Consider the following 24593-nt stretch of genomic DNA (forward strand, 5'->3'; position numbering starts at 1 on the left):
CCGCCGTGGCGGGTGTGTGAAAACGGGTCAGAACAGCGCCAGTTGACGCTTTACCGGTGCAAACGACCGGCGATGCTCGGCCAGCGGCCCGAGGCGTTCGAGCGCGGCCAGATGCTCAGGCGTCGGGTAGCCCTTGTGGCGGGCGAAGCCGTAGTCGGGATAGCGCTCGTCGAGGGCCAGCATGGCCGCGTCACGGGCCACCTTGGCCAGGATGGAGGCGGCGGCGATGGCCGGATGGCGGGCATCGCCCTTGACCACGGCCTGGCCCGGAACATGATGCCCGGGCAGCCGATTGCCGTCCACCAGCAGGTACTCAGGAGCCGGCGCCAGACCATCGATGGCCCGGCGCATCGCCAGATGGGTGGCGTGATAGATATTGAGCCGGTCGATCTCTTCGGGGCTCGCCTCGGCCACATGGTAGGCCAGAGCATGCTCGCGTATCTGGCCGTCGAGCGCCTCGCGACGCTTGGCACTCAGCGCCTTGGAGTCATTGAGTCCGCTGATCGACACCGAGGGATCGAGGATCACCGCCGCTGCCACCACCGAGCCCACCAGCGGCCCTCGACCAACCTCATCGACACCGGCCAGCAAGCTGCCATCATAGTTCACCACCAGCGGCGGCAAGGCGGGCTTGTTGCTGCGCCTGGACTTCGCTTCAGCGGCCACCGCCAGCCTCCTGACGGACATCATCCGTTTCATCAGCCGTGGCCTCGGCCACCTCCTCGGCCAGCCGAGGCGATACGCTTTCCGGCAACGGCTGTCCCGCTACCAGCGCTTCGATGGCCTCCGCCGCACGCCGGCTGGCGTCACGCTGCAACCCCTCGTGCATGGCGGCAAAGCGAGCCTCGAGCGCAGTCCGCGCCGCTTCATCGTCGAGCAACTCGCCCAGGCGGGTGGCAATGGCCTCGCTGCTGGCCTCGTCCTGGATCAACTCCGGCACCAGCGATTCGCGGGCGATCAGATTGGGCAGCGAGATCCACTCGGTCTTGACCATCAGCCGAGCGATGCGATGGGTCATCGGCGCCATGCGGTAGCCCACCAGCATGGGGCGATGACACAGCATCGCCTCCAGCGCCGCGGTGCCGGAAGCCAGCAGCACCAGGTCGCTTGCCACCATGGCCTCACGAGCCTGGCCATCGAGCAGGCTGACGCAGGCCGCAAGCGCCGGCCGCACGGCCAGCAGCGCCTCGAGCTCCTGCCTGCGCTCGGGCGTGGCCGCCGGGATCACCACCGCAAGCCCCGGCCTTGCCTTGACCAGGCGCTCGGCAGCCTCCAGGAAGGTCTCCCCCATGAAGCGGATCTCGTTGCGCCGGGAGCCGGGCAGCAACGCCAGCACCCGGGCGTCGGCGGCAATCCCCAGCGCCTCGCGCGTGGCCCGGCGGTCGTTGACCAGCGGCAGCTCATCGGCCAACGGATGGCCGACGAAGGCCACCGGCACCCGGTGCTTGACGTAGAAGGCCGCCTCGAACGGCAGAAAGGTCAGCATGGCGTCCACCGAGCGGGCGATGCCCTTGACCCGCCCCTGACGCCAGGCCCATACAGACGGGCTGACGTAGTGGGCGGTGGTGACACCTGATTCGCGCAGCTGGCGCTCGAGGCCAAGATTGAAGTCCGGGGCGTCGATTCCGACCATGATGTCGGGTTCCCAGTCCAGTGCATCCCGACGCAGGGTGCGGCGCACGCGGATCAGCTCTGGCAGGTGCTTGATCACCTCCACCAGCCCCATCACCGACAGGGTCTCCAGCGGATACAACGACTCGAGCCCCTCGGCGATCATGCGCGGGCCACCCAGTCCTCGGAATGCCACCTCGGGATGACGCGCCTTGAGCGCGCGCATCAGGCTTGCGCCGAGAATATCGCCGGACAGTTCACCGGCCACCAGGTAGACGCGGCGGATTGAGCCTGCCTCGCTGGCGACATCGCGTGCAGCGTGTGTCATGACGGATCCCTGACTGGCTGAACAAGTCTGACGATGGAAGGGTGCCCAAGCCGACGACGGCCATCAAGATGACCGACGACACTGGGGCAGACGCCCGCCGCTGCGGGCGCCGACCGCCGGGCCGATGACTGCCTAGCGGATGATGCCCCGCGAGGACGCCTCGATGGAGGCCACGAAGGCTTCGGTCTCGGCCAGCGAGAAGCGCTGGCGGATCTCGCCGATGGCCTGTTCCACGGTGAGCCCCTGACGGTACACCAGCTTGTAGGATTCGCTGAGGGCGCGGATGGCTTCCGTCGCAAAGCCGCGGCGCTTGAGCCCGACCACGTTGAGTCCGTGGGCCTGGGCCGGATTGCCGTTGATCATCACGAAGTCCGGGGTGTCCTTGGTGATGATCGAGCCACCGCCTGCCATGGCGTGGGAGCCGAAACGACAGAACTGATGGATGGCGGATAGCCCGCCAATGATCGCGAAGTCGCCCAGGTGCACGTGGCCCGCCAAGGTGACCTGATTGGCCAGGATGCAGTCGTCGCCGATCACGCAGTCATGGCCGACGTGGACGTAGGCCATGAACAGGTTGCGCGAGCCGATGGTGGTCTCGCTGCGATCCTGAACGGTGCCCCGGTGCAGGGTGACGCCCTCGCGCACGACGTTGTCGTCACCCATCACCAGGCGGGTCGGCTCACCCTGGTACTTCTTGTCCTGGCAGGCCTCCCCCACCGAGGCAAACTGGAAGATGCGGGTACGCTCGCCCAGCACGGTGGGGCCCTGCACCACGACGTGGGGGCCGATGACCGACCCGGCGCCAATCTCGACGTCTGGGCCGATCACACTGAAGGGCCCCACCTCGACATCGTCGGCCAGGCGGGCGCCGGGGTCTACGATGGCGGTCGGATGTATCAAGCGATCTTCCTCTCGGCACAGATGATGTCGGCCTCACAGGCCAGCTCGCCTTCCACGGTGGCACGGCACTTGAACTTCCAGATACCCCGCTTGGCCCGCTCGACCTCGGCGCGCAGCTCAAGCTTGTCGCCCGGCATCACCGGGCGCTTGAAGCGCACGTTGTCGCTGCCGACCAGGTAGTATACATAGCCATCGGCGGGTAGCTTGTTGACGGTCTTGAAGCCCAGGATACCGCAGGCCTGGGCCAGCGCTTCCACCACCAGCACGCCGGGCATGATCGGGTGGTGGGGGAAGTGACCATTGAAGAACGGCTCGTTGATGCTGACGTTCTTGTAGGCAACGATGGTTTCGCCAAGGGTCAGTTCCGTGACCCGATCCACCAGCAGAAAAGGATAGCGGTGGGGCAGATATTCGCGAATCTCGTTGATGTCCATAACCATCGTAGCGACCTCTGAAATGACAAGAGCCCTTCTCCCTGGAAGGACATGACCGGCGGGGGCCAAGGGCACCATACCGGCAATAGGCGGTGGATTATACCGACCTGTACCCGCCCCTCAAGCCTCGCCGGAGCCTCGCTTCTCCAGACGATTGACCCGCTTGGCGATACTGTCGAGCTGCTTGAAACGCACCGCATTGCGGCGCCACTGACTGTTTTCCATGGCCCCGGTGCCCGAGGAATAGACCCCGGGTTCGAGGATGGAGTTGGTCACCAGGCTCATGCCGGTGACCTGGACGCCGTCGCAGATGGTCAGGTGGCCGGACAGCCCCACTCCGCCACCCAGCATGCAGTGGCGGCCCACCCGGGTGGAACCGGCGATGCCGACACAGCCGGCCAGGGCGCTGTGGTCACCGATGTGCACGTTGTGGGCGATCTGCACCTGGCTGTCGATCTTGACGTCGTTGCCGATCACGGTGTCACCCAGCGCCCCACGGTCGATGCTCGAGCAACTGCCGACCTCGACATCATCGCCGAGCACCGCGCCACCGAGCTGGGCGATCTTGCGCCAACCGCCACCGTCGTGGGCAAAACCGAAGCCATCGCCACCGATCACGCAACCGCTGTGCAAGATGACACGCTTGCCGACGACCACGCCGTGATAGAGGGTGACGTTGGCGTGCAGGAAACCGTCCTCGCCAATCTCGCAGTCCGCCCCGACCACCGAACCGGGCCCGACCACCACACGATCCCCCAGGCGAGCACCTGACTCGATCACCGCATTGGGGCCGATCGAGACGTCGGCACCCAGACTGGCGTCCTCGGCCACCACCGCACTGGGATGGATGCCCGGCTGGTGCGCGTCGGCCTGGGGGTCAAGCATGCGCGAAAGCTCGGCGTAGCCGAGGTAGGGATTGTCCAGCACCAGCGCTGGCACCGGGCAGGCGTCGAGATGGTCGGCGTGCAGCAGTACCGCCGCCGCCCGGGTGGACGGCAGGTCCTTCAGATAGGCGCGATTGGCAAGAAAGCTCACCTGATCGGGGCCGGCGTCCTTGAGCGTCGCCAGGCCAACGATACGTTGGCTGCCGTCACCGTGCAGGCGAGCGCCCAGGCGAGTGGCGATATCGGAGAGGTTTGGCTGTGTACGTGTCGATTTCATGTATGACCGTAATGCGGTGACGACGGAATTCGGGACAGGCGCTGTCGGCGATTCCCTCAGTACGTGTTGAGCAGCCGGGTGACCTCGGCCGTCAGGTCCGGCAGATCACGACCGCTGTGCAGGACACCGTCCGGTGTCACCAGCACCTCGACCTCGTGACGCTCGATGACCTGAGCGACCGCCTGGTCGACCCTGCCTTCCAGGCGACTTATCAAACGCTGTTCGGCTTCCTGGCGAGCCTCGAGGATATCACGTCTGAGGCGATCGAAACGCTGCCCTTTTCGCTGAAATTCCTGAACCCGTGAGGGGCTCGGCTGCCCTTCGGCAGCCGCCAGGTCGTCGGCCAGGGCCTCGAGCTCAAGGCGTAGCGTTTCGGCCTCGCGCTGCCAGGGTGCGACCTGTTGCTGCAGGCTCTGCATGGCACTGCGGGCGGCCTCGGTGTCGAGCACGGCGCGACGCCAGTCGAGCACCGCCACCTGGGACGCCGATGCCGACACCGGGCTGCTCAGTGCAGCGGCCAGCGCCAACCACACCAGCCAGCGGCGACGGCCGCCTGTCCTCATCAGAAGGTCTGACCCAGCGAGAACTGGAACACCTGGGTGTCGTCCTCGTCCTCGTCATTGAGCGGCTCGGCCACGCTGAAGGTCAGGGGACCCACCGGCGTCAGCCAGGAGACGCCCACGCCCACACTGTAGCGTATATCGCTGAATTCCACCCCGGAGTTGCACTTCTTGCGATCCTCGTCCTCGGACAGCACGTCGTAGCACTCGGTGAGGAAGGTGTTACCGGCATCGACGAACAGCGACGGCTGCACCGAGCGCTTGTCCTCGACGAACGGCATCGGGAAGATCAGCTCCATGCTGCCCTCGAGCAGCACGTTACCGCCGAGGGTCTCGTCATCACCGTCCTCACGTTCGGTGGTGAGCTGGCCCAGGGTGTTGTCGGTGAAACCACGCACCGAGCCCAGGCCACCGGCGAGGAAGTTCTCGTAGAACGGATAGGGGTCGCTCGAATTGATGGCATCGGCGTAGCCCAGCTGGCCACTGAACTTCAACGACCAGGTCTGCTCTTCGTTGAACGGGAAGAAGTGCTTGGCCTGGGCCCTGGCCTTGTAGTACTCGGCGTCACTGCCGGGCACCCCGAGTTCCAGCGACAGCCGCTGGTAATTACCCGCCGTCGGCATGATGCCGCGGTTGAGGTCGTTGCGGGTCCAGCTGCCGGTGGCCGACAGGGTACTGGCGTCGTCACCCTCGTCGAGCACGTAACGCTTGATCTCCGACGGGGTATCGTCGTAGGTGTCGATCTCGAGCTTCTCGATGTTGGCGCCGAAGTTCATCCGCGTCAGCTCGTTGATCGGGTAGCCGAAGTTGATCCCGGCACCGAGGGCATCGGTGGAGTAGGTGGAGATGTCGGAATCTTCGTAGTCCGTGGCCCGGTAGTAGAAGTTGTAGCCGCGGGAGATACCGTCCAGGGTCCAGTAGGGATCGGTGAAGCCGAAGTTGACGCTGGTGTAGGTATCACTCTTCTGGGCGCCGATATTGACCCGGTTGCCGCTACCCAGGAAGTTGTTCTGGGACAGCGAGGCACCGTAGATGACGCCGGCACTCTGGGAGAAGCCGAGACTCGCCGACAGCGAGCCTGAGGGCTGTTCCTCGACGGTGTAGGTGACGTCGAGCTGGTCGCTCTCGCCGGGGACCGGCTCGGTCTGCACCTGCACCTGCTTGAAGAAGCCAAGGCGCTCGAGGCGCTGGCGCGACTGGGAGATGGCCTCGGTGGAGGCAGGCGCGCTCTCCATCTGGATCATCTCACGGCGCAGCACTTCATCCTTGGTGGTGGTGTTGCCGACGAACTGGATACGCCGTACGTAAGCGCGACGCCCCGGCGCCACCTGGAAGCTCAGGTCCACCGTCTCACCGTCGCTGCGCACCTCGGGGATACCGTTGACCTCGGCGAAGGCAAAGCCCTCGGCACCCAGGCGCGAGCGCATGGCCTCAGAGGACGCCACCACGTCGCTGCGCGAGAAGATATCACCGGATTCGAACTGCAGCAGCTCGCGGGCCTCAGCCTCGGCCACCTTGAGATCGCCGACGAAGCTGATGTCGCCGACCCGGTAGCGATTGCCTTCATCGACGTTGATGGTGATGAAGATGCGCGACTTGTCCGGGCTGATCGATACCTGGCTCGAGGTGATCTCGAAGTTCACGTAGCCACGATCGAGGTAGTAGGAGCGCAGCCGCTCCAGGTCACCGGCCAGCGCCTCGCGGGAGTACTCGTCGGCGGAGAACCAGCCGAAGAACAGACCGGGATCGTCCTCGAGCTCGAACTCGTCGAGCAGGATCTCGTCGGAATAGGCTTCATTGCCGACGATGTTGATCTGGCGGATCTTGGCGACGGCGCCTTCATTGATGTTGATATCGACCCGCACCCGACCCTGGCCCACCGGCGTAAGCTCAGTGTCGATGCGCGCGCTGTAGCGGCCCTGGGACTGGTAGAGGCCTTCTAGCTCACGCTTCATCTCGTCGATGGTCGAGAGCTGCAGCACCTGGCCTTCGCTGATGCCGGCCTGCTTGAGGCCCGCACGCAGGTCCTCGTCGGGAATCTGGGAGTTGCCTTCGATATTCAGCGCCGAGATCGTCGGGCGCTCCTCCACCTGGATGATCAGGACGTCGCCTTCACGGGCCAGCTGGATATCTTCGAACAGTCCGGTGGCAAACAGCTGGCGAGCCGCTTCGGCCAGTTCACTGTCGTCCACTCGATCGCGAGCGTTGACGGGAAAAGCATTGAAGACGGAAGCCGCAGAGACCCGTTGAAGGCCTTCCACGCGAATGTCCGACACGGTGAAAGGGGCCGCGTGCGCCACCTGGGCACAGGCGGTCAAGAGTGTCGCCAATCCGATGGTCTTGATTTTCATGCAGTCGTTTCGCTCGCGTTGAGTCAGCGTACCTGTCCAGACAGGCACCTTATACATTTCTCCGCCTCACTGACAAGTTGGCGGCGGCGTCTCGCTTGGTGACGTCCCCGGCAAAGCGCGATTCACCTGGGCGCTCGTTGTTGCGCACGCACCACGTCGATGGCGGGGGCAACTTCTACCACAAGCGCATCACATCGAAGTACAGGGCCATGATCATCAGGGTGCCCACCAGCGCCAGCCCGACCTTGAGGCCAACGGCCTGGGTGCGCTCGGACACCGGGCGCCCACGTACCGCTTCGACCAGGTAGTACAGCAGATGGCCGCCATCGAGCACCGGAATCGGCAGCAGGTTGAGCACCCCAAGGCTGATCGACAGATAGGCCATGAAGTTGATGAAGCTCTCGAGCCCGGAACGCGCCGTGTCACCGGCGATCCGGGCGATGGTGATGGGCCCGGACAGATTGGTCGGCGAAATCAGGCCGACCACCATCTTGCGCACGGCGTCGAACGTCAGAAGCGTCATCTCGGCGGTACGTGAGGCCGCCTGCCCCACTGCGTCCAGGGGGCCGTAGCGGATTTCCCGCTGGTACTGCTGGGGCCAGTCTACCGGGGCAACGCCGGCACCGATATAGCCGATCTCGCTTCCATCATCCAGCCGGTTGATCCGCGGCGTCAGACTCAGCGCCTTCGACTCGCCGTTGCGCCCGACCTCCAGCGACAGTGTCTGGCCGGGTCGCGCTCTGACCCGCTCGACCAGATCAGGCCAGTCACTCACCGCACGATCGTCGATACTCAGCACACGATCACCGGCTTGCAACCCTGCCTCGGCCGCGGGCTCCCCTTCCATCACCTGGCCGATGACGGCAGGCATGTCGGGACGCCAGGGGGCGATACCGAGGGTTGCCAAAGGCGCGGGCGGGTCCTGCCCAACCAGCCAGTTCTCGACCGGCGCGCGATAGCTGCGGGAGGCACTCGAGCCCTCCTCGCGGGCCTCGATCTCCAGGCTGCCACTGGCACCGATGGCCGCCACCAGCTTGAGATTGACCTCGTCCCAGGAACGCACCGTCTCGCCACCGATGGCGGTCAGCTCCATCCCCGACTCGAGGCCCGCTTCGGCCGCCGGCGTCTGCGGGGTGACGTCACCCACCACCGGCACCACCGTGGTAGTCCCGGCGACGAACAGCGCCCAGTAGGCCACCAGTGCCAGCAGGAAGTTGGCCAGCGGGCCCGCCGCAACGATGGCCATGCGGGCCCACACCGACTTGCGATTGAACGCCTGATCGAGCTGGTCCTCGGGCACCTCGCCTTCGCGCTCGTCGAGCATCTTGACGTAGCCGCCCAGCGGAATCGCGGCGATGGCAAATTCGGTGCCATGGCGATCGAAACGCGACCACAGCGGGCTACCGAAACCTACCGAGAAGCGCAGCACCTTGACCCCGCAACGCCGCGCCACCCAGAAGTGGCCAAACTCATGGAAGGTGACCAGAAGGCCGAGTACGACGATCACGGCCAGAATATTTTGAATCAGGCCCACGCAAGCCTCCTTGGCTGTATCACGACGGCCGCCGTCGCCGCCGCTTCCCAGGCTCCGGCAGCGCCAAAGGCAAAAGGTTCAACCGGGTGCGCGATCATCACAACGCCTCCAGCCAGGCACGGGCACGCGCGCGGGCGTCATGGTCGGCGGCGAGTACCGCCTCCAGATCATCGGCGCCACCACCGGGGGCACCTGCGCGCACCGCCTCGACCAGCCGGGGGATCTCGGTGAACCCAAGCCGCCCGTCGAGAAAGGCCTCGACCGCCACCTCATTGGCAGCATTAAGCACCGCCGGCTGCAGCCCACCCTCGTCCATCGCCTCACGGGCCAACCGCAGGCACGGAAAGGCGGCCTCGTCGGCGGGTTCGAAGTCGAGCCTGGCCACCTGAAACAGGTCCAACGCCTCGACCCCTGCCTCGATCCGCTCGGGCCAGGCCAGGCCGTAGGCGATGGGGGTGCGCATATCGGGATTGCCGAGCTGCGCCAGCACCGAGCCATCGCTGTAGGCGGCCATGGAATGGATCACGCTCTGGGGATGCACCACCACCTGGATCTGCTCGGGGCGGGCGTCGAACAACCAGCAGGCCTCGATCAGTTCCAGCCCCTTGTTCATCAGGGTGGCGCTGTCCACCGAGATCTTGCGCCCCATGGACCAGTTGGGATGGGCGCAGGCCTCATCCGGGGTCACCCGGGCCAGACGCTCGGCATCGAATCCACGAAAGGGGCCGCCCGAGGCGGTCAGCAGCAGCTGAGTCACGCCGTGGCGCCCGAGTCCCCCACGATGCTGGCCAGGCAGACACTGGAAGATCGCATTGTGCTCGGAGTCGATGGGCAGCAGCGCCGCACCACTTTGCTCCACCGCTTTCATGAACAGGGCCCCGGACATCACCAGGGCCTCCTTGTTGGCCAGCAGCACGCGCTTGCCGGCCCGCACCGCCGCCAGCGTCGGCAACAGGCCCGCCGCGCCGACGATGGCCGCCATCACCACCTCGGCCTCAGGGGCGCTTGCCACCTCGGCCAGGGCCGCTTCGCCGTGACGCACCTCGGTGGCAAGCCCGGCCTCTTTCAGCTGCGTGGCCAGCCAGTCGGCGTCGGTCGGCGTGCCGAGCACCGCCACGTCGGGGCGATGGGTCAGGCACTGACGATAGAGGGCCTCGCGGGAGCGATGGGCGGTGAGAGCGTGGACCCGATAGCGGTCGGGGTGGCGGGCGATGACGTCCAGGGTACTGGTTCCGATGGAGCCGGTAGCACCGAGCACCGAGACGCCCTTGATGGTGGTCGAAGAGGTTTGGGACGAGGCAGAAACTGCAGATGCCGTCATGCTTGCACCAGCCAGGTAAAGAACAGGGCGAACACCGGGACCGCCGCGGTAAGACTGTCGATGCGATCGAGCACCCCGCCGTGCCCCGGCAGCAGCGCGCTGGAGTCCTTGAGGCCGCGATGGCGCTTGAGCATACTCTCGAGCAGATCGCCGAGCACCGACACCAGGGTCACGCCGAGGGTCAACGCCACCAGCGCCAGACCGGCCGACAGCGACAGCTGCTGCCACAGCGCGAACACCAGCGCCAGCGCAGCGGTGACCGCCATGCCCCCATAGACGCCTTCCCAGGACTTGCCGGGGCTGACGTTGGGTGCCAGCTTGCGCCGCCCCAGGGCACGCCCGACAAAGTAGGCGCCGATGTCGGCACCCCACACCAGCAGCAGCACGAACAGAAGCCAGGCGCTGCCGCTCTCGCGCAGCAGATTGAAGCCGACCCAGGTCGGCAGCAGCACCCAGGCTCCCATGGCCAGGCGCATCGCCCGCGAGGACCACTGATGGCTGCGCCCAGGATGACCGAGCACCCACCACAGATTGAGCGCCCAGCCCAGCGCGCCAATGACCAGCGGCCACAGCGCCAGGTGCTGGCCGAAATGCCACAGCAGCGCCATGCCAAGGGCCAGCACCAGCGGAGGCAGCAGGCGCGAGGCCCCGCGCTCGAGCCCCGCCAGATTGGCCCACTCCCAGCCCGCCAGCACCACGATGGCGGCGGTAAACAGAGCGAAGGGGCCGCCCTCCAGACCGAACAGCCCGGCCAGCGCCAGCGGCGCCAGCCAGGCTGCGGTGATGATCCGCTGTCTAAGCACCCTGGGCCTCGAGCTGTTCGTCGGTCATGCCGAAGCGGCGCTTGCGCCGGCAGAAATCCTCCAGGGCGTCATCGAAGGCCTCGCCATCGAAGTCCGGCCACAGGACGGGCGTGAAGTACAGCTCGGCGTAGGCCAGCTGCCACAACAGGAAGTTCGAGATGCGCCGCTCACCGCTGGTGCGAATGCACAGATCCACCGGCGCGGCGTCACTCAGACTGACCTGATCGGCCAGCGCCTGCTCGTCGATGGCGCCGGGGTCGAGCTCGCCGGCGGCCACTCGCTCGGCCAACCGCCGCGCAGCCCGGGCGATGTCCCACTGACCACCGTAGTTGGCGGCGATCACCAGGCGCAGCCCCTGGTTGTCGCAGGTCAGTCGCTCGGCCTCTTCGATGCGCTTCTGGATGGCCGAGGAAAACCCCGAGGTATCGCCGATCACCGACAGCCGGATGTCATGCTCGTGCAGCTTCTTGACCTCACGCTTGAGCGCCATCAGGAACAGTTCCATCAAGGCGTTGACCTCGGCCGCCGGGCGCTTCCAGTTCTCGCTGGAGAAGGCGAACAGCGTCAGCGTCTCGATGCGGCGCTCCGCCGCCCGACGAATGACGGCCCTGACCGCTTCCACGCCGGCGTGGTGTCCACGCACTCCTGACAGGCCGCGCGCCTTGGCCCAGCGATTGTTGCCGTCCATGATCACCGCCACATGGCGAGGCAGGCTCGCGGTCGGCGGTAACGGGCGGAGTTCGGGAGACGGCGTTGACTTCATGGTGTCTCGCATGACGGTTGAATCAGGCCCCGAGGCATCCCTGACCCGGGGAGTCCAGACAGTATGACCGATGGCGGGGTCGCCAGGGATCGCTGAACGACGTAGTACCCAGCGGCCGACCGGCCACGCCAGGCGTGACCGCTCGGTATCGCGCCCCCTCCCGGCCGCACAGGCAGGCCGGTACGGGTATCGCCAGGGCGCCTCAGACCTGCATCAGGTCCTCTTCCTTGGCGGTCAGGGTCTTGTCGATCTCGGCGACAAAGCGATCGGTGATCTTCTGGATCTCGTCCTCGCCCTGACGCTCCTCGTCCTCGGAGATATCCTTGTCCTTGAGCAGCGCCTTGAGGTCGTTGTTGGCGTCACGACGCACGTTGCGAATCGCCACCCGGGCGTTCTCGGCCTCCTGACGCGCCTGCTTGATGTAGCCCTTGCGGGTCTCCTCGGTCAGCATCGGCATCGGCACGCGGATCACGTTGCCGGCAGACGCCGGGTTGAGGCCCAGGTCGGAGGTCATGATGGCCTTCTCGACCTTCGGCACCATGCTCTGCTCCCAGGGCACCACGGCCAGGGTGCGGGCGTCCTCGACGTTGACCGAGGCCACCTGGTTGAGCGGCATCATGGAACCGTAGTATTCGACCTGCACCGCGTCCAGAATACTGGGATGAGCACGACCGGTACGAATCTTGTTCAGGTTGTGATGCAGCGACTCGACGGTCTTCTGCATTCTTGCTTCTGCGTCTTTCTTGATCTCGTTGATCACGATGTCACCCTCTGTGAATCAGCGTGCCTTCCTTGCCGCCCACCACCAGGTTGAGCAGGGCGCCAGGCTTGTTCATGTTGAAGACCCGGACCGGCATGTCATGGTCCCGCACCAGGCAAATCGCGGTCAAATCCATCACCCCGAGCTTCTGATCGAGGGCGTCATCATAGGACAGTTCGTCGTACTTCACGGCATCGTCGAACTTGACCGGATCCTTGTTGTAGACGCCATCCACCTTGGTGGCCTTGACCACCACATCGGCGTCGATCTCGATACCGCGCAGACAGGCGGCGGAATCGGTGGTGAAGAAGGGATTGCCGGTACCGGCGGAGAACAGTACCACGTCACCGGAGGTCAGGTAGCGAATCGCCGTGCGCCGATCGTAGTGCTCCACCACGCCGCTCATGGGAATGGCCGACATCACTCGCGAACGGATATTCGAGCGCTCCAGCGCATCACGCATGGCCAGGGCGTTCATCACCGTGGCCAGCATCCCCATGTGGTCACCGGTCACGCGCTCCATGCCGGCCTCGTGCAGGGCGGCACCGCGGAACAGGTTGCCGCCACCGACCACGATACCGACCTGGACACCGATACCGACCAGTTGCCCGATCTCCAGCGCCATGCGGTCCAGTACCTTGGGGTCGATGCCAAAGTCGGCATCCCCGGTCAACGCCTCACCCGAGAGCTTCAGCAGGATGCGCTTGTACTTCGACACCGCGGCACGGGGCTTCTCGGACTTGGACAGGGGGGAAGAATCGACGCTGCTCATGGCATTTCTCCGCTTTGGGCTTGACTGGGTCGGGTGGCGGTCGGTCAGGCCGCGAGACACCCACCGCTGACGCATACACGAAGGCGTGCGCTTTCGCGCACGCCATCATTACACTGTGCAGGCACAGTTTGGAACCTTGGACCTTAGCTACGCTTGGCCTGTTCCATGACTTCCTTGGCGAAGTCGACCTCTTCCTTCTCGATGCCCTCGCCCACTTCAAAGCGAGTGAAGCCGACCACTTCACCACCGGCGGCCTTGACGAACTCGGCCACGCTCTGGTTCGGGTCCTTGACGAAGGGCTGCTCGGTCAGGCTGTTCTCGGCCAGGTACTTCTTCAGACGGCCCTGGACCATCTTCTCGGCGATCTGCTCAGGCTTGCCAGCCATGTCCGGCTGAGCCAGGATGATGGCCTTTTCCTCGTCGAGGGCAGACTGGGGCATGTCCTCAGGACGGGCCACGGTCGGGTTGATCGCGGCAACGTGCATGGACACGTCCTTGGCGGCTTCCTGGGTGCCGCCCTTGAGCTCGGTCAGCACGCCGATACGGCCACCGTGCACATAGGCACCCACCAGGTTGCCTTCAGCGGCGTCGACGACGACGGCACGGCGCACGCCGATGTTCTCGCCGATCTTCTGCACCAGCTGCTCGCGGGCGGTTTCCAGCTCGCCTTCGGTCACCGCGGCCACGTCGTCGCTCTTGGCGGCGAAGAAGGCGTCGGCGATCTTGTCGGCGAAGGCCTTGAAGTTGTCGTCACGGGCAACGAAGTCGGTCTCGGAGTTGATCTCGACCATCACACCGTAGGCACCGTCTTCGGCCACACGAGTGACGACGACACCTTCAGCGGCGGTACGACCGGCCTTCTTGGCGGCCTTGAGGCCGGAGTTCTTGCGCAGATCCTCGATGGCCTGCTCGATGTCACCGCCGGCTTCGGTGAGTGCCTTCTTGCACTCCATCATGCCGAGCCCGGTACGCTCGCGCAGTTCCTTGACCTGGGAGGCGCTGATAGCTGCCATGGTATTCACCTCTAAATGGTTCGACCTGGGTGTCGGAGAGACCCTCGGTATTACCGCGGGCCTGAAGTAGAGAAAAGGGGGCCACGGCCCCCTTTGCGCCTGTCCGGCGTGGATCGCTTGCGCGATCGGCTGGCCCAGGCGGGCCGAAGCTTACTCGGCAACGGCAGCGGCGGCGTCGCCTTCGCTGTCGGTCACTTCGACGAACTCATCGGGGCGACCTTCCTTCGCACGGCCACAGGCATCGGCGATGGCCTTGACGTAGATCTGGATGGCGCGGATGGAGTCATCGTTGCCCGGGATCACGTAGTCGACGCCGTCCGGATCGGAGTTGGTGTCGACCACACCGATGACCGGGATGCCCAGCTTGTTCGCCTCGTTGATGGCGATGCGCTCGTGGTCGACGTCGATCACGAACAGTGCGTCCGGCAGGCCGCCCATGTCCTTGATACCGCCGATGGAACGCTCGAGCTTGTCCTGCTCGCGGGTGGCCATCAGGACTTCTTTCTTGGTCAGCTTCTCGAAGGTGCCATCTTCGTGCATGGTTTCGAGTTCGCGCAGACGCTTGATGGACTGACGAATGGTCTTGTAGTTCGTCAGCATGCCGCCGAGCCAGCGGTGGTTGACGAACGGCTGACTCACACGGTTCGCTTCTTCCTTGATGATCTTGCTCGCGCTACGCTTGGTACCGACGAACAGGATCTTGTTGTTGGAAGCGGCCATCTTCTCGACCACATCGATCGCCTCGTTGAGCGCCGGAAGGGTATGCTCGAGGTTGATGATGTGAATCTTGTTACGAGCGCCGAAGATGAACTTGCCCATCTTCGGGTTCCAGTAACGGGTCTGGTGACCGAAGTGTGCGCCTGCCTTGAGCAGGTCACGCATATTGACGTGTGCCATGGATGACTCCTGAAAAATCGGGTTAGGCCTCCACGCACCCCATGGATCCGACCAGAGGTTTCCCTCAGGCACCCGGGACCATGTGTCGGTGCGTGTGTGTTTTCAAGGCGCGAGGCTCCGTCATGGAGACCTCTTCTACTGTTTGTCGCTCGCCAGCGGGCTATCCCGTTGCAGGCGATCGCAAGACCAGGGTCTCGACGAAAACACCAGCAAGGAACGGCGATTGCAGGAAAGCGCGCAGCTTTATACCATGGATGACCTTCGAATTGAAGTCGCCCAACGTCTCGCGCACCTCGACGCGTCCCTCCCCGGAGTCGCCGCGGTCATCGTCGCCGCGAGCCAGCGACTCGGCTCAGCCGCCTGCGCCGGGGCGACACCACCCAGACCGAGATTCCATGAACGTACCCATCAAGACGCCCGAAGAAATCGAGAAGATGCGCGAAGCCGGCCGCCAGGCCGCCAGTGTGCTGGAGATGATCGCCCCCCACGTGGAAGCCGGTGTCAGCACAGGCCACCTGGACAAGCTGTGCCACGACTACATCGTCAACGAGCTCGGCTCCACCCCGGCGCCGCTCAACTATCACGGCTTTCCCAAATCGATCTGCACCTCGATCAACCACGTGGTCTGCCACGGCATCCCCGACGACAGCAAGAAGCTGAAGAAGGGTGACATCATGAACATGGACATCACCGTAAGGACCGCCGACGGCTACCACGGTGACTCCAGCGTGATGTTCATCATCGGCGAGACCATCCAGGGCGAGCGGCTGTGCCGGGTCACCCAGGAGTGCCTCTACCGCAGCATGGCGCTGGTGCGCCCTGGTGCCCGCCTGTCGGAGCTGGCCCAGGCCATCGAGAGCCACGCCAAGGCCAACGGCTATTCGGTGGTGCGTGACTTCTGCGGCCACGGCATCGGCGCCGGCTTCCACGAGGACCCCCAGGTGCTGCACTATGACGGCTACGCCCCCGAGGCGGATATCGAACTGGCCGCCGGCATGTGCTTCACCATCGAACCGATGATCAACGTCGGCGACCATCGCACCAAGGTACTGCGCGATGGCTGGACCGCCGTGACCAAGGACAAGGGGCTGACCGCCCAGTGGGAGCACACCCTGCTGGTGACCGAGACGGGGGTCGAGGTGCTGACCGCCCGTTCCGACGAAGACCTGTCCTTCCTCGAGCGCTGAGAGCCCATGCTGCTGCACCACTATCGCTTCGCACCGGAATTCGAGCTGTTCGACTTCGACGACTTCGCTCGCCAGCTCGAGGGCCAGCGCTCCCCCATCGCGCCCTTCAAGGGCGCGCTCAAGGAGATCCAGTCGCGGCTGGACGAGCGCTTCCTCGGCGGCGCCGACATCCGCGACCTGGTGCGAGGACGGGCCTGGTGCCTGGACCAGCTGCTGGCGCTGGCCTGGGCGCGCCAGCCAGGCCTGGACGATGGTGTAGCGCTACTGGCGGTGGGTGGCTACGGCCGCGGTGAGCTGCATCCTCATTCGGACATCGACCTGATGTTCCTGCTCGAGGACGACGATGACACGCCCTACCGCGAGCCGCTGACCGCCTTCATCACCTTCCTGTGGGACATCGGTCTCGAGATCGGCCACAGCGTGCGCTCGCTCAACGACTGCGAGCGCGAGGCGACGGCCGACGTTACCGTCATCACCAATCTGCTCGAGTCACGCACCCTGGCCGGCCGCGAGGCCCTGCGCCAGGCCATGCGCGAGCGCCTGTCCGGCGAGCGCATGTGGCCGGCAGACCGCTTCTTCGAGGCCAAGTGGCAGGAGCAGATCACCCGCCACTACCGCTTCAACAACTCCGAGTATCACCTCGAGCCGAACATCAAGAGCTCCCCCGGGGGGCTTCGCGATATCCAGATGATCGGCTGGGTGGCCAAGCGCCACTTCGATACCGAGTCCTACGAGGACGTGGTCGCCAAGGGCTTCATGAACGATGCCGAGCACCGCATCCTGAGCCAGGGGCAGGCCTTCCTGTGGCAGGTCCGCTACGCCCTGCACATGCTCACCGGGCGCGCCGAGGATCGGCTGCTGTTCGACCACCAGAACACCATCGCCGAGCTGTTCGGCTACCGCGACAGTCCCGAGCGCCTGGCGGTGGAACAGTTCATGAAGCGCTACTACCGCCATGTCACCGCCCTGGCCGGGCTCAACGACATGCTGCTGCAGCACTTCGACGAACAGATCCTGAGGCCCGACACCCCGATCAGCGTGACCCCGCTGAACGAGCGTTTCGAGATCGCCGGCGGCTACATCCAGGTGCGCTCGCGGACCCTGTTCCGCGACCAGCCGGCGGCGCTGCTCGAGCTGTTCTACCTGATGGCCGAGCACCCCGAGATCGAAGGCGTACGCGCCGACACCATCCGCCTGATCCGCGACCATCGCCACCTGATGGACGACCGCTACCGCAACGACCCGCGTCACCAGGCGCTGTTCATGGCGCTGTTGCGCTCCGGTGGCAATGTCGCCCGCCAGCTGCGCCGGATGAATCGCTACGGGGTGCTGGGCAAGTATCTGCCGGCCTTCGGCCAGGCGGTCGGCCTGATGCAGCACGATCTGTTCCATATCTACACCGTGGACGCCCACACCCTGCGCCTGCTGAAGTGCCTGCACGGCTTCCGCAAGCCCGAGGCGAAGAAGGAGTTCCCGGTGGCGGCGACCCTGATCCACCAGGCGCCGAAGATGGAGATCCTGTGGATCGCCGGGCTGTTCCACGACATCGGCAAGGGCCGCGGCGGCGATCATTCGCTGATCGGCGCCCGCGAGGTCGAGGACTTCGCCGAACGCCACGGGCTCAGTCAGCGTGATACCCGACTGGTCAGCTGGCTGGTGGAAAACCACCTGCTGATGTCGATGATCGCCCAGAAGCGCGACATCACCGACCCTGAGGTGATTCGCGACTTCGCCGCCAGCGTCGGCGACGAGACCCGCCTGGACTACCTGTACATCCTCACCGTGGCCGACATCACCGCGACCAATCCCACCCTGTGGAATGGCTGGCGCGCCTCGCTGATGCGCCAGCTCCACGCCGAGACCCGGCGGGCACTGCGGCGTGGCCTCGAGAACCCGCTGGAGCGCGCCGACTGGGTCCGCGAGACCCGTGAGGAGGCGCACTCGCTGCTGGCCACGATCGGCGCCGACATGGCGCGGGTCGACGCCCTGTGGGAGTCGCTCGGCGAGGACTTCTTCCTGCAGTACGCCTCCAGCGAGGTAGTGTGGCAGACCCAGGGCATGCTGGCCCACGCCGGCAGCGAGCTGCCGCTTATCCTGATCAACGCGCCCACCGACGACATGGCCGAGGGCGGGACCAAGGTATTTATCCATACCCGTTCGGTGGATGACCTGTTCGCCGCCACCGCCGCCGCCATGGAGCAGCTCGGGCTGTCGATCCACGACGCCCGCATCGCCACCTCGCTCAACGACTGGACGCTGAACACCTTTATCGTGCTCGATGACCACGACAAGCCGATCCGCGATGCCAGCCGCCTCGAGGAGATTCGCCGTCACCTGGTCGAAGAGCTCGACGACCCGGACGACTACCCGACCATCGTTACCCGCCACACCCCGCGCCAGCTCAAGCACTTCAAGGTGGCCACCCAGGTGGCCATCGAACAGGACCCGGGTGGCGAGCGCACCCTGCTGGAGCTGACCGCACCGGACCGGCCCGGCCTGCTGGCTCGGGTCGGCAGTATCTTCATGGAGCAGGGCATCACCCTGTCGGCGGCGAAGATCGCGACCCTCGGCGAGCGCGTCGAGGACGTCTTCTACGTCACCGACCGCGAAGGCCGACCGATCACCGACCCCGAGCGCCAGCAGCAGTTGCGCGAACGGCTGATCGACGTCCTCAGTGTCTAGCGGCCCCGCCGAGCTGACCTGAATCACACAGCAGGCAAGGCGCGTCGATTTGAGGCTGGTACGCCCCTTCCCTATAATCGATGCCCGGTCGCGCCCCGCGCCGACGGCACCCACTCCCGTGATGACAACGACGCCCCAAGGGCGCGCCTGGACCCCATGAACCCTGATCTCGACGCCTTGCAACCCTACCCCTTCGAGCGCCTGGCGGCGCTGAAGGCGGACCTGACGCCACCAGCCGACCTCGCCCATCGTCCGCTGACCATCGGCGAGCCACAGCATGCGCCCTACCAGGCGGCACTCGACGCCCTGACCCGACATCAGCATGACTTCGCCCGCTATCCGGCCATCGCCGGACTGCCCGAGCTGCGTCAGGCCATCGCCGACTGGGCCAGTAGCCGCTTCGGCCTGGACGGGCTCGACGCCGAGCGCCAGGTGCTGCCGGTCAACGGTACCCGCGAGGCCATCTTCGCCTTCGTCCAGGCCTGTCTCGATCGCTCACGCCCGGCGCGGGTGGCGGTGCCCAACCCCTTCTACCAGATCTATGAAGGCGCCGCCCTGCTGGCCGGCGGCACCCCGCTGTACCTCGACTGCCGTGCCGACAACGACTTCCGCCCGGATTTCTCGGCCGTCGACGCCGACACCTGGCGCCAGGTGCAGCTGGTGTTCTTGTGTTCGCCGGGCAACCCCACCGGCGCGGTGACCCCGATCGAAGAGTTCCAGCAGTTGATCGCCCTGGCCGACGAGTACGACTTCATCATCGCCTCCGACGAGTGCTACTCGGAGCTGTACCTGGATGAGCAGGCGCCACCACCGGGACTATTGCAGGCCGCCGCTGGCATGGGGCGCCACGACTATCACCGCTGCCTGGTGTTCCACTCGCTGTCCAAGCGTTCGAACCTGCCGGGGCTACGCTCGGGCTTCGTCGCAGGCGACGCCGAGCTGATCAGCCGCTTTCGTCGCTACCGCACCTACCACGGCTGCGCCATGGCGCTGCCGATCCAGCAGGCCTCGATCGCCGCCTGGTCCGACGAAGCCCACGTGCGCGACAACCGAGACGCCTACCGCGCCAAGTTCGCCGCGGTCACCGAGATCCTCGCACCGGTGATGGACTTTCCCGCCCCCGAGGCTAGCTTTTATCTGTGGCCAGCGGTCCCCGACGGTAACGACGCCGCCTTCACCAGGCGACTCTACGCCGAGGCCCACGTCAGCGTCCTGCCGGGCAGCTACATGGGCAGAACCGGCAGCGACGGCACCAACCCGGGCGCCGGTCGGCTGAGACTGGCACTGGTGGACGAACTGGCCCCCACTCGGGAAGCGGCCGAGCGCATCCGCGACCTGCTCGCACGCGGCTGATCCCGACCGACGCCACGACCAACGAACATTGAGGACGGGCCCCATGCTGACGCTCTACGTGATCAAGAACTGCGATACCTGCCGCAAGGCCCAGAAGGCGCTGGACGGCAGCGGCCACCCCTACCAGGTCCATGACCTGCGCGCCGATGGCGTATCGGCGGCACTGCTCGAGCACTTCCTCGAGTCGGTGCCGGTGCTGACCCTGCTCAACAAGCGCAGCACCACCTGGCGCCAGCTACCTGACGACGACAAGAACGACGTCGACGCCAACAAGGCCCGCGAATTGATGCTCGCCAACCCGACCCTGATCAAGCGCCCGCTGCTCGACACCGGCGACGACATCCTGGTCGGCTATCGCGACGGCGACTACGACGACCTCTGATTTTTCCGCGCCCCTCTTTGCGAATTCCAGTACCTACGAAAAGGACATACGGCATGCACAGCTTTGCACTCGGCATCGGCACCCAGAACACCCAGGGCGACTGGCTCGAGGTCTACTACCCGGCGCCGCTGCTCGCCCCCGACGCCAGCCTGGTAGAGGCCGCCGCCCGGGTACTCGACGCGCCCCAGGGCACCGCCGCCGTCAGCTTCCTGCCGGAACACTGCCAGGCCCTGGCCGACGCCCTGCGCGACGCCGGCCACCCGGAGCAGGCCGAACTGGCCGCCAGCCTCAGCGCCAGCCAGCGTCCGCTGGTGGCGACCTTCATCAGTGAGGACCTGCCGCCCCAGAGCGCCCCGGAGGTCTACCTCAAGCTGCACCTGCTGTCCCATCGCCTGGTCAAGCCGCACCAGCTCGACCTCACCGGCATGTTCGGTCTGCTGCGCAACATTGCCTGGAGCAGCGAAGGCGCCATCGACATCATCGAGCTGCCGGCACGCCGCCTCAAGGCCCGCCTGGAAGGTCGCACCCTGTCGGTGGACTGTGTCGACAAGTTCCCCAAGATGACCGACTACGTGGTGCCCAATGGCGTGCGCATCGCCGACACCGCACGGGTGCGTCTGGGCGCCTACCTGGGCGAGGGCACCACGGTGATGCACGAGGGCTTCGTCAACTTCAACGCCGGCACCGAAGGCCCGGGCATGATCGAGGGCCGTATCTCGGCCGGCGTGGTGGTCGGCAAGGGCTCCGACCTGGGCGGTGGCTGTTCCACCATGGGTACCCTGTCAGGTGGCGGCAACATCATCATCTCGGTGGGTGAAGGCTGCCTGATCGGCGCCAACGCCGGTATCGGTATCCCGCTGGGCGACCGCTGCACCGTCGAGGCCGGGCTCTACATCACCGCCGGCGCCAAGGTCACCCTGCTCGATGACCAGGGCCAGGAAGTACGCACCCTGGCGGCCCGCGAACTGGCCGGCCAGGACGATCTGCTGCTGCGTCGCAACTCGACCAACGGCCGTATCGAGTGCCTGACCAACAAGAGCGCCATCGCCCTCAACGAAGCGCTGCACGCCCACAATTGATCCCGAGCGCGGCGGCCCTGGCCGCCGCCTTTCTTCGAGACCGCTATGCCGACTACCGACTTGCCTGCACCGACCGACGCCCCCGCGACCACCGAGACACTCTCGCCCACCCTGGAGCTTGCCCTCGAGCTGTTGCGGCGTCCTTCGGTAACCCCGGACGACATGGGCTGCCAGGCGCTGATGATCGAACGCCTCGAGCGCCTGGGCTTCAACATCGAGTCGCTGCCCTTCGGCGAAGTGGAAAACTTCTGGGCGGTGCACGGTCACCACGGCCCGGTGCTGGCCTTCGCCGGCCACACCGACGTGGTACCCACCGGACCCGAGCACCAGTGGCAGACCCCGCCCTTTGCCCCGATCATCGATGACGACGGCATGCTGCGCGGTCGCGGCGCCGCCGACATGAAAGGCAGTCTGGCCGCCATGGTCACGGCGGTGGAGCGCTTTGTCAGCGCCCACCCCGATCACCCCGGACGCATCGCCTTTCTGATCACCGCCGACGAGGAAGGCCCGGCGGTGGATGGCACTCGTGCGGTGGTCGAGCACCTGCGCGAGCGCAACGAACGCCTCGACTACTGCATCGTCGGCGAGCCCTCTTCCACCGAGCGCCTGGGCGACGTGATCAAGAACGGCCGGCGCGGCTCGCTGGGCGGCGTGCTCAAGGTCCGCGGCATCCAGGGCCACGTGGCCTATCCTCACCTGGCGCGTAACCCGATTCACCAGATCGCGCCGGCGCTGGACGCCCTCGCCAACGAACACTGGGATGCCGGCAACGACTGCTTTCCTGCCACCAGCTTCCAGATCTCGAACCTGCGCGCCGGCACCGGTGCCACCAATGTGATCCCAGGCGAGGTCGAGGCCACCTTCAACTTCCGTTTCTCCACCGAGACCACTGATGCCGAGTTGCGCGAGCGCACCGAGGCCATCCTGCGTGGCTTCGACCTGGACTTCGAGATCGACTGGACGCTCAACGGCCAGCCCTTCCTGACCCGCGAAGGGGCGCTGGTCGACGCCGCCGTGGCCGGCGTCCGCGACGTCACCGGCACCACCCCGGTGCTGTCCACCTCCGGCGGTACTTCCGACGGTCGCTTCATCGCCACGCTAGGCGCCCAGGTGGTGGAACTTGGCCCGCTCAACGCCACCATCCACAAGGTCGACGAGCGCGTGCGCGCCGCAGACCTGGATGACCTGAGCCGGGTCTACGAAGCCATCCTGACGCGGCTGTTCGCCGACGCAAGGAGCTGAAGTGATGACCGAGCGCTACCCGGATATCGAGATCTATCTTGGCGAGGCCAGCGCCGAGCGCATCGGCGAGTGGCTCGGCGCCACCCTGAATGCCCCGCCGCTGACCCCCTGCGGCAAGCTCAAGTGGCGCACCGAAGGTCACCTCGATGGTGCCGACATTCCCGTGCTGCTGGTCGGCAAGGCCGCCGATGGCTTCGCCAGCCTGTGGCTCGACAGCGGCCAGTCCCCCTGGCCCACCGACGCCGACTTCGCCAGGGCCGCCGCCCTGGCGCTGGACTGCGAGGTGCGCTGCTCGCTGGGCGGCTGGCAGCCCGGCGACGACCCCGACCGCTTCCTGCAGGTGTTACCCGACGGCAGCGAATCGGCCATCGACTGGCCCGACTCGGGACACTGACGAGGCGCTCCCAGCTGGGCCCTGAAAAGGGTCCTGCAACGGGCGCAGAGCCGGGCGCAGAAACGGATACTGAGCCGGGCGCAGAGACAGACCCGCGGCGCCACAAACGACGACGCCCCGCACTAGGCGGGGCGTCGTGGCAATGGCGAGAGCATCGCGCTCAGGTGATGACGGTGACGTCGTCGGCCTGCAGGCCGCGCTCGTTCTCGATCACGTAGTAGCGTACTCTCTGGCCTTCGGCCAGGGTGCGATGGCCCCGGCCGCGGATGGCACGGAAGTGAACAAAGACGTCCTCGCCCCCGTCACGGGTGATGAAGCCGTAGCCCTTGTTGACATTGAACCACTTGACCTCGCCGATCTCGCGATCGTCATCCTCGACCTCGGCCAGGTTGACCAGCCTTGGCGTCAGGGCATTGAGGGCCAGGGTGGCTACCAGCAACACGCCAAAGACCGCTCCGGCAGCGGCAAGGTAGCCATGCAGCAGTGCCTCCTCGGCGATGGCGCCGTGCAACTCCTCGACGGACAGCCCGGTCACCAGGCTGACGGCAAGAGCAATCAGCAGCGGTGCAGGCGCGGCCAACAGCAGACTGATCACACAACAACGAACGAATACCCTTTTTTTCATGGACGTGAAAAACTCTCTTCTTATGGTGAAAACAGGTGGAATGACCATGGGATCTGCGGCCATGCACGATACACAGACGAGATCCTTCCGCCACGACTTCTCGAAAAAAGCCCAAGGCAGGCAGTTGACACGATGAACAGTGACACACCGCAACATGAGTCTATCACGGGTATTGACAAGTCGTCCGCCGATCTAGCAAAGCGTGTCGAAGAACTGGAGAGCCGTCTGGCCTACCAGGAACACTGGCTGGACAGCCTGGACGCCACCATCGCCGGCCAGGAGCGCCGAATGATGGAGCTGGAACGCATCAATCGCCTGATGCAGGAAAGGCTACGCGAACTGGCGGCCAGCAACGACCGCGGACTGGGCGATGCCCCGGGCCCCGAGGACGAGTTGCCGCCACACTATTGAGGCCCGGCCCGGCGGACAGGACAGTACTGC

24 protein-coding genes are annotated in these 24593 nt (G+C 65.7%); 8 read left to right on the forward strand and 16 right to left on the reverse strand.

Annotation, left to right across the window (positions count from 1 at the left end; translation table 11 throughout):
- Positions 1-27: 27 nt before the first annotated feature.
- The 15 genes from rnhB to rpsB all read right to left on the reverse strand — a co-directional run bounded on the left by rnhB (position 28) and on the right by rpsB (position 15208).
- A complete protein-coding gene (rnhB, locus tag NFG57_RS17175) occupies positions 28-666 on the reverse strand; it encodes a ribonuclease HII (protein ID WP_348814845.1) in 639 nt (212 codons plus the stop codon).
- Positions 656-1939, reverse strand: a complete 1284-nt coding sequence (gene lpxB / locus NFG57_RS17180) for a lipid-A-disaccharide synthase (protein ID WP_348814846.1) — start codon at positions 1937-1939, stop codon at positions 656-658. Before lpxB ends, rnhB begins: the two co-directional genes overlap by 11 nt.
- A 132-nt stretch (positions 1940-2071) precedes the next feature.
- Positions 2072-2839, reverse strand: a complete 768-nt coding sequence (gene lpxA, locus NFG57_RS17185) for an acyl-ACP--UDP-N-acetylglucosamine O-acyltransferase (RefSeq protein ID WP_045991176.1) — start codon at positions 2837-2839, stop codon at positions 2072-2074.
- Positions 2836-3279 carry a 3-hydroxyacyl-ACP dehydratase FabZ gene (gene fabZ / locus NFG57_RS17190; RefSeq protein WP_045991177.1) on the reverse strand — a complete coding sequence of 148 codons (444 nt, stop codon included), beginning with the start codon at positions 3277-3279 and terminating at the stop codon, positions 2836-2838. The genes lpxA and fabZ overlap by 4 nt, the downstream gene beginning before the upstream one ends.
- A gap of 114 nt (positions 3280-3393) precedes the next feature.
- A complete protein-coding gene (gene lpxD / locus NFG57_RS17195; RefSeq protein WP_348814847.1) occupies positions 3394-4434 on the reverse strand; it encodes a UDP-3-O-(3-hydroxymyristoyl)glucosamine N-acyltransferase in 1041 nt (346 codons plus the stop codon).
- A 56-nt stretch (positions 4435-4490) separates the two neighbouring features.
- The gene (locus NFG57_RS17200) at positions 4491-4997 is read right to left on the reverse strand and encodes an OmpH family outer membrane protein (protein ID WP_222516070.1); all 507 of its coding nucleotides are present in this window, start codon (positions 4995-4997) and stop codon (positions 4491-4493) included.
- Entirely contained in the window at positions 4997-7345 is a 2349-nt protein-coding gene (gene bamA / locus NFG57_RS17205) for an outer membrane protein assembly factor BamA (protein WP_348814848.1), read from the reverse strand. The genes NFG57_RS17200 and bamA overlap by 1 nt, the downstream gene beginning before the upstream one ends.
- 175 nt (positions 7346-7520) lie before the next feature.
- Positions 7521-8879, reverse strand: a complete 1359-nt coding sequence (gene rseP / locus NFG57_RS17210; protein WP_348814849.1) for an RIP metalloprotease RseP — start codon at positions 8877-8879, stop codon at positions 7521-7523.
- A gap of 97 nt (positions 8880-8976) precedes the next feature.
- Positions 8977-10200: a 1-deoxy-D-xylulose-5-phosphate reductoisomerase gene (ispC, locus tag NFG57_RS17215; RefSeq protein ID WP_108449741.1), complete on the reverse strand. Its 1224-nt coding sequence runs from the start codon at positions 10198-10200 to the stop codon at positions 8977-8979.
- Positions 10197-11003: a phosphatidate cytidylyltransferase gene (locus NFG57_RS17220; protein WP_045991182.1), complete on the reverse strand. Its 807-nt coding sequence runs from the start codon at positions 11001-11003 to the stop codon at positions 10197-10199. The genes ispC and NFG57_RS17220 overlap by 4 nt, the downstream gene beginning before the upstream one ends.
- Positions 10996-11766: a polyprenyl diphosphate synthase gene (gene uppS / locus NFG57_RS17225; protein WP_045991283.1), complete on the reverse strand. Its 771-nt coding sequence runs from the start codon at positions 11764-11766 to the stop codon at positions 10996-10998. Before uppS ends, NFG57_RS17220 begins: the two co-directional genes overlap by 8 nt.
- Positions 11767-11968: 202 nt before the next feature.
- A complete protein-coding gene (gene frr / locus NFG57_RS17230; protein ID WP_045991183.1) occupies positions 11969-12526 on the reverse strand; it encodes a ribosome recycling factor in 558 nt (185 codons plus the stop codon).
- Positions 12527-12530: 4 nt separating this feature from the next.
- Positions 12531-13298 carry a UMP kinase gene (pyrH, locus tag NFG57_RS17235; RefSeq protein WP_045991184.1) on the reverse strand — a complete coding sequence of 256 codons (768 nt, stop codon included), beginning with the start codon at positions 13296-13298 and terminating at the stop codon, positions 12531-12533.
- A gap of 143 nt (positions 13299-13441) precedes the next feature.
- Positions 13442-14311, reverse strand: coding sequence for a translation elongation factor Ts (gene tsf, locus NFG57_RS17240; RefSeq protein ID WP_045991185.1), 870 nt, complete (start codon positions 14309-14311; stop codon positions 13442-13444).
- Positions 14312-14461: 150 nt separating this feature from the next.
- Entirely contained in the window at positions 14462-15208 is a 747-nt protein-coding gene (rpsB, locus tag NFG57_RS17245) for a 30S ribosomal protein S2 (RefSeq protein ID WP_348814850.1), read from the reverse strand.
- A gap of 395 nt (positions 15209-15603) precedes the next feature.
- On the opposite strand from rpsB, the gene map reads away from it, so the two are divergent.
- The 7 genes from map (at position 15604) to NFG57_RS17280 (ending at position 23527) form a co-directional block, all read left to right on the forward strand.
- Positions 15604-16395, forward strand: coding sequence for a type I methionyl aminopeptidase (gene map / locus NFG57_RS17250; protein ID WP_348814851.1), 792 nt, complete (start codon positions 15604-15606; stop codon positions 16393-16395).
- 6 nt (positions 16396-16401) lie between these two features.
- Entirely contained in the window at positions 16402-19077 is a 2676-nt protein-coding gene (locus tag NFG57_RS17255) for a [protein-PII] uridylyltransferase (RefSeq protein WP_348814852.1), read from the forward strand.
- Positions 19078-19233: 156 nt separating this feature from the next.
- Positions 19234-20430, forward strand: coding sequence for a succinyldiaminopimelate transaminase (gene dapC, locus NFG57_RS17260; protein WP_348814853.1), 1197 nt, complete (start codon positions 19234-19236; stop codon positions 20428-20430).
- Positions 20431-20473: 43 nt separating this feature from the next.
- The gene (locus NFG57_RS17265) at positions 20474-20812 is read left to right on the forward strand and encodes an arsenate reductase (protein ID WP_108132280.1); all 339 of its coding nucleotides are present in this window, start codon (positions 20474-20476) and stop codon (positions 20810-20812) included.
- A gap of 53 nt (positions 20813-20865) precedes the next feature.
- Positions 20866-21891, forward strand: coding sequence for a 2,3,4,5-tetrahydropyridine-2,6-dicarboxylate N-succinyltransferase (gene dapD, locus NFG57_RS17270; protein ID WP_108132279.1), 1026 nt, complete (start codon positions 20866-20868; stop codon positions 21889-21891).
- A 45-nt stretch (positions 21892-21936) separates the two neighbouring features.
- Positions 21937-23133 carry a succinyl-diaminopimelate desuccinylase gene (dapE, locus tag NFG57_RS17275; RefSeq protein WP_045991192.1) on the forward strand — a complete coding sequence of 399 codons (1197 nt, stop codon included), beginning with the start codon at positions 21937-21939 and terminating at the stop codon, positions 23131-23133.
- A gap of 4 nt (positions 23134-23137) precedes the next feature.
- Positions 23138-23527: a hypothetical protein gene (locus tag NFG57_RS17280; protein ID WP_045991193.1), complete on the forward strand. Its 390-nt coding sequence runs from the start codon at positions 23138-23140 to the stop codon at positions 23525-23527.
- Positions 23528-23687: 160 nt separating this feature from the next.
- Here NFG57_RS17280 and NFG57_RS17285 read toward each other — a convergent pair whose 3' ends face one another.
- The gene (locus tag NFG57_RS17285) at positions 23688-24152 is read right to left on the reverse strand and encodes a cold shock domain-containing protein (protein WP_045991194.1); all 465 of its coding nucleotides are present in this window, start codon (positions 24150-24152) and stop codon (positions 23688-23690) included.
- Positions 24153-24284: 132 nt separating this feature from the next.
- On the opposite strand from NFG57_RS17285, the gene NFG57_RS17290 reads away from it, so the two are divergent.
- Positions 24285-24563 carry a SlyX family protein gene (locus NFG57_RS17290; RefSeq protein WP_181248591.1) on the forward strand — a complete coding sequence of 93 codons (279 nt, stop codon included), beginning with the start codon at positions 24285-24287 and terminating at the stop codon, positions 24561-24563.
- Positions 24564-24593 lie beyond the last annotated feature (30 nt).

The organism is Halomonas sp. H10-59 (assembly GCF_040070555.1).
In the GTDB taxonomy this organism is placed as follows: domain Bacteria; phylum Pseudomonadota; class Gammaproteobacteria; order Pseudomonadales; family Halomonadaceae; genus Halomonas; species Halomonas litopenaei.

Coding starts and splice junctions, on each gene's coding strand:
- pyrH (WP_045991184.1), bottom strand. CDS start 13,298: ATGAGCAGCGTCGATTCTTCCCCCCTGTCCAAGTCCGAGAAGCCCCGT.
- NFG57_RS17200 (WP_222516070.1), bottom strand. CDS start 4,997: ATGAGGACAGGCGGCCGTCGCCGCTGGCTGGTGTGGTTGGCGCTGGCC.
- uppS (WP_045991283.1), bottom strand. CDS start 11,766: ATGAAGTCAACGCCGTCTCCCGAACTCCGCCCGTTACCGCCGACCGCG.
- dapC (WP_348814853.1), top strand. CDS start 19,234: ATGAACCCTGATCTCGACGCCTTGCAACCCTACCCCTTCGAGCGCCTG.
- map (WP_348814851.1), top strand. CDS start 15,604: ATGAACGTACCCATCAAGACGCCCGAAGAAATCGAGAAGATGCGCGAA.
- lpxB (WP_348814846.1), bottom strand. CDS start 1,939: ATGACACACGCTGCACGCGATGTCGCCAGCGAGGCAGGCTCAATCCGC.
- lpxD (WP_348814847.1), bottom strand. CDS start 4,434: ATGAAATCGACACGTACACAGCCAAACCTCTCCGATATCGCCACTCGC.
- bamA (WP_348814848.1), bottom strand. CDS start 7,345: ATGAAAATCAAGACCATCGGATTGGCGACACTCTTGACCGCCTGTGCC.
- dapE (WP_045991192.1), top strand. CDS start 21,937: ATGCCGACTACCGACTTGCCTGCACCGACCGACGCCCCCGCGACCACC.
- NFG57_RS17265 (WP_108132280.1), top strand. CDS start 20,474: ATGCTGACGCTCTACGTGATCAAGAACTGCGATACCTGCCGCAAGGCC.
- NFG57_RS17290 (WP_181248591.1), top strand. CDS start 24,285: ATGAACAGTGACACACCGCAACATGAGTCTATCACGGGTATTGACAAG.
- fabZ (WP_045991177.1), bottom strand. CDS start 3,279: ATGGTTATGGACATCAACGAGATTCGCGAATATCTGCCCCACCGCTAT.
- NFG57_RS17255 (WP_348814852.1), top strand. CDS start 16,402: ATGCTGCTGCACCACTATCGCTTCGCACCGGAATTCGAGCTGTTCGAC.
- NFG57_RS17285 (WP_045991194.1), bottom strand. CDS start 24,152: ATGAAAAAAAGGGTATTCGTTCGTTGTTGTGTGATCAGTCTGCTGTTG.
- ispC (WP_108449741.1), bottom strand. CDS start 10,200: ATGACGGCATCTGCAGTTTCTGCCTCGTCCCAAACCTCTTCGACCACC.
- rpsB (WP_348814850.1), bottom strand. CDS start 15,208: ATGGCACACGTCAATATGCGTGACCTGCTCAAGGCAGGCGCACACTTC.
- dapD (WP_108132279.1), top strand. CDS start 20,866: ATGCACAGCTTTGCACTCGGCATCGGCACCCAGAACACCCAGGGCGAC.
- tsf (WP_045991185.1), bottom strand. CDS start 14,311: ATGGCAGCTATCAGCGCCTCCCAGGTCAAGGAACTGCGCGAGCGTACC.
- NFG57_RS17280 (WP_045991193.1), top strand. CDS start 23,138: ATGACCGAGCGCTACCCGGATATCGAGATCTATCTTGGCGAGGCCAGC.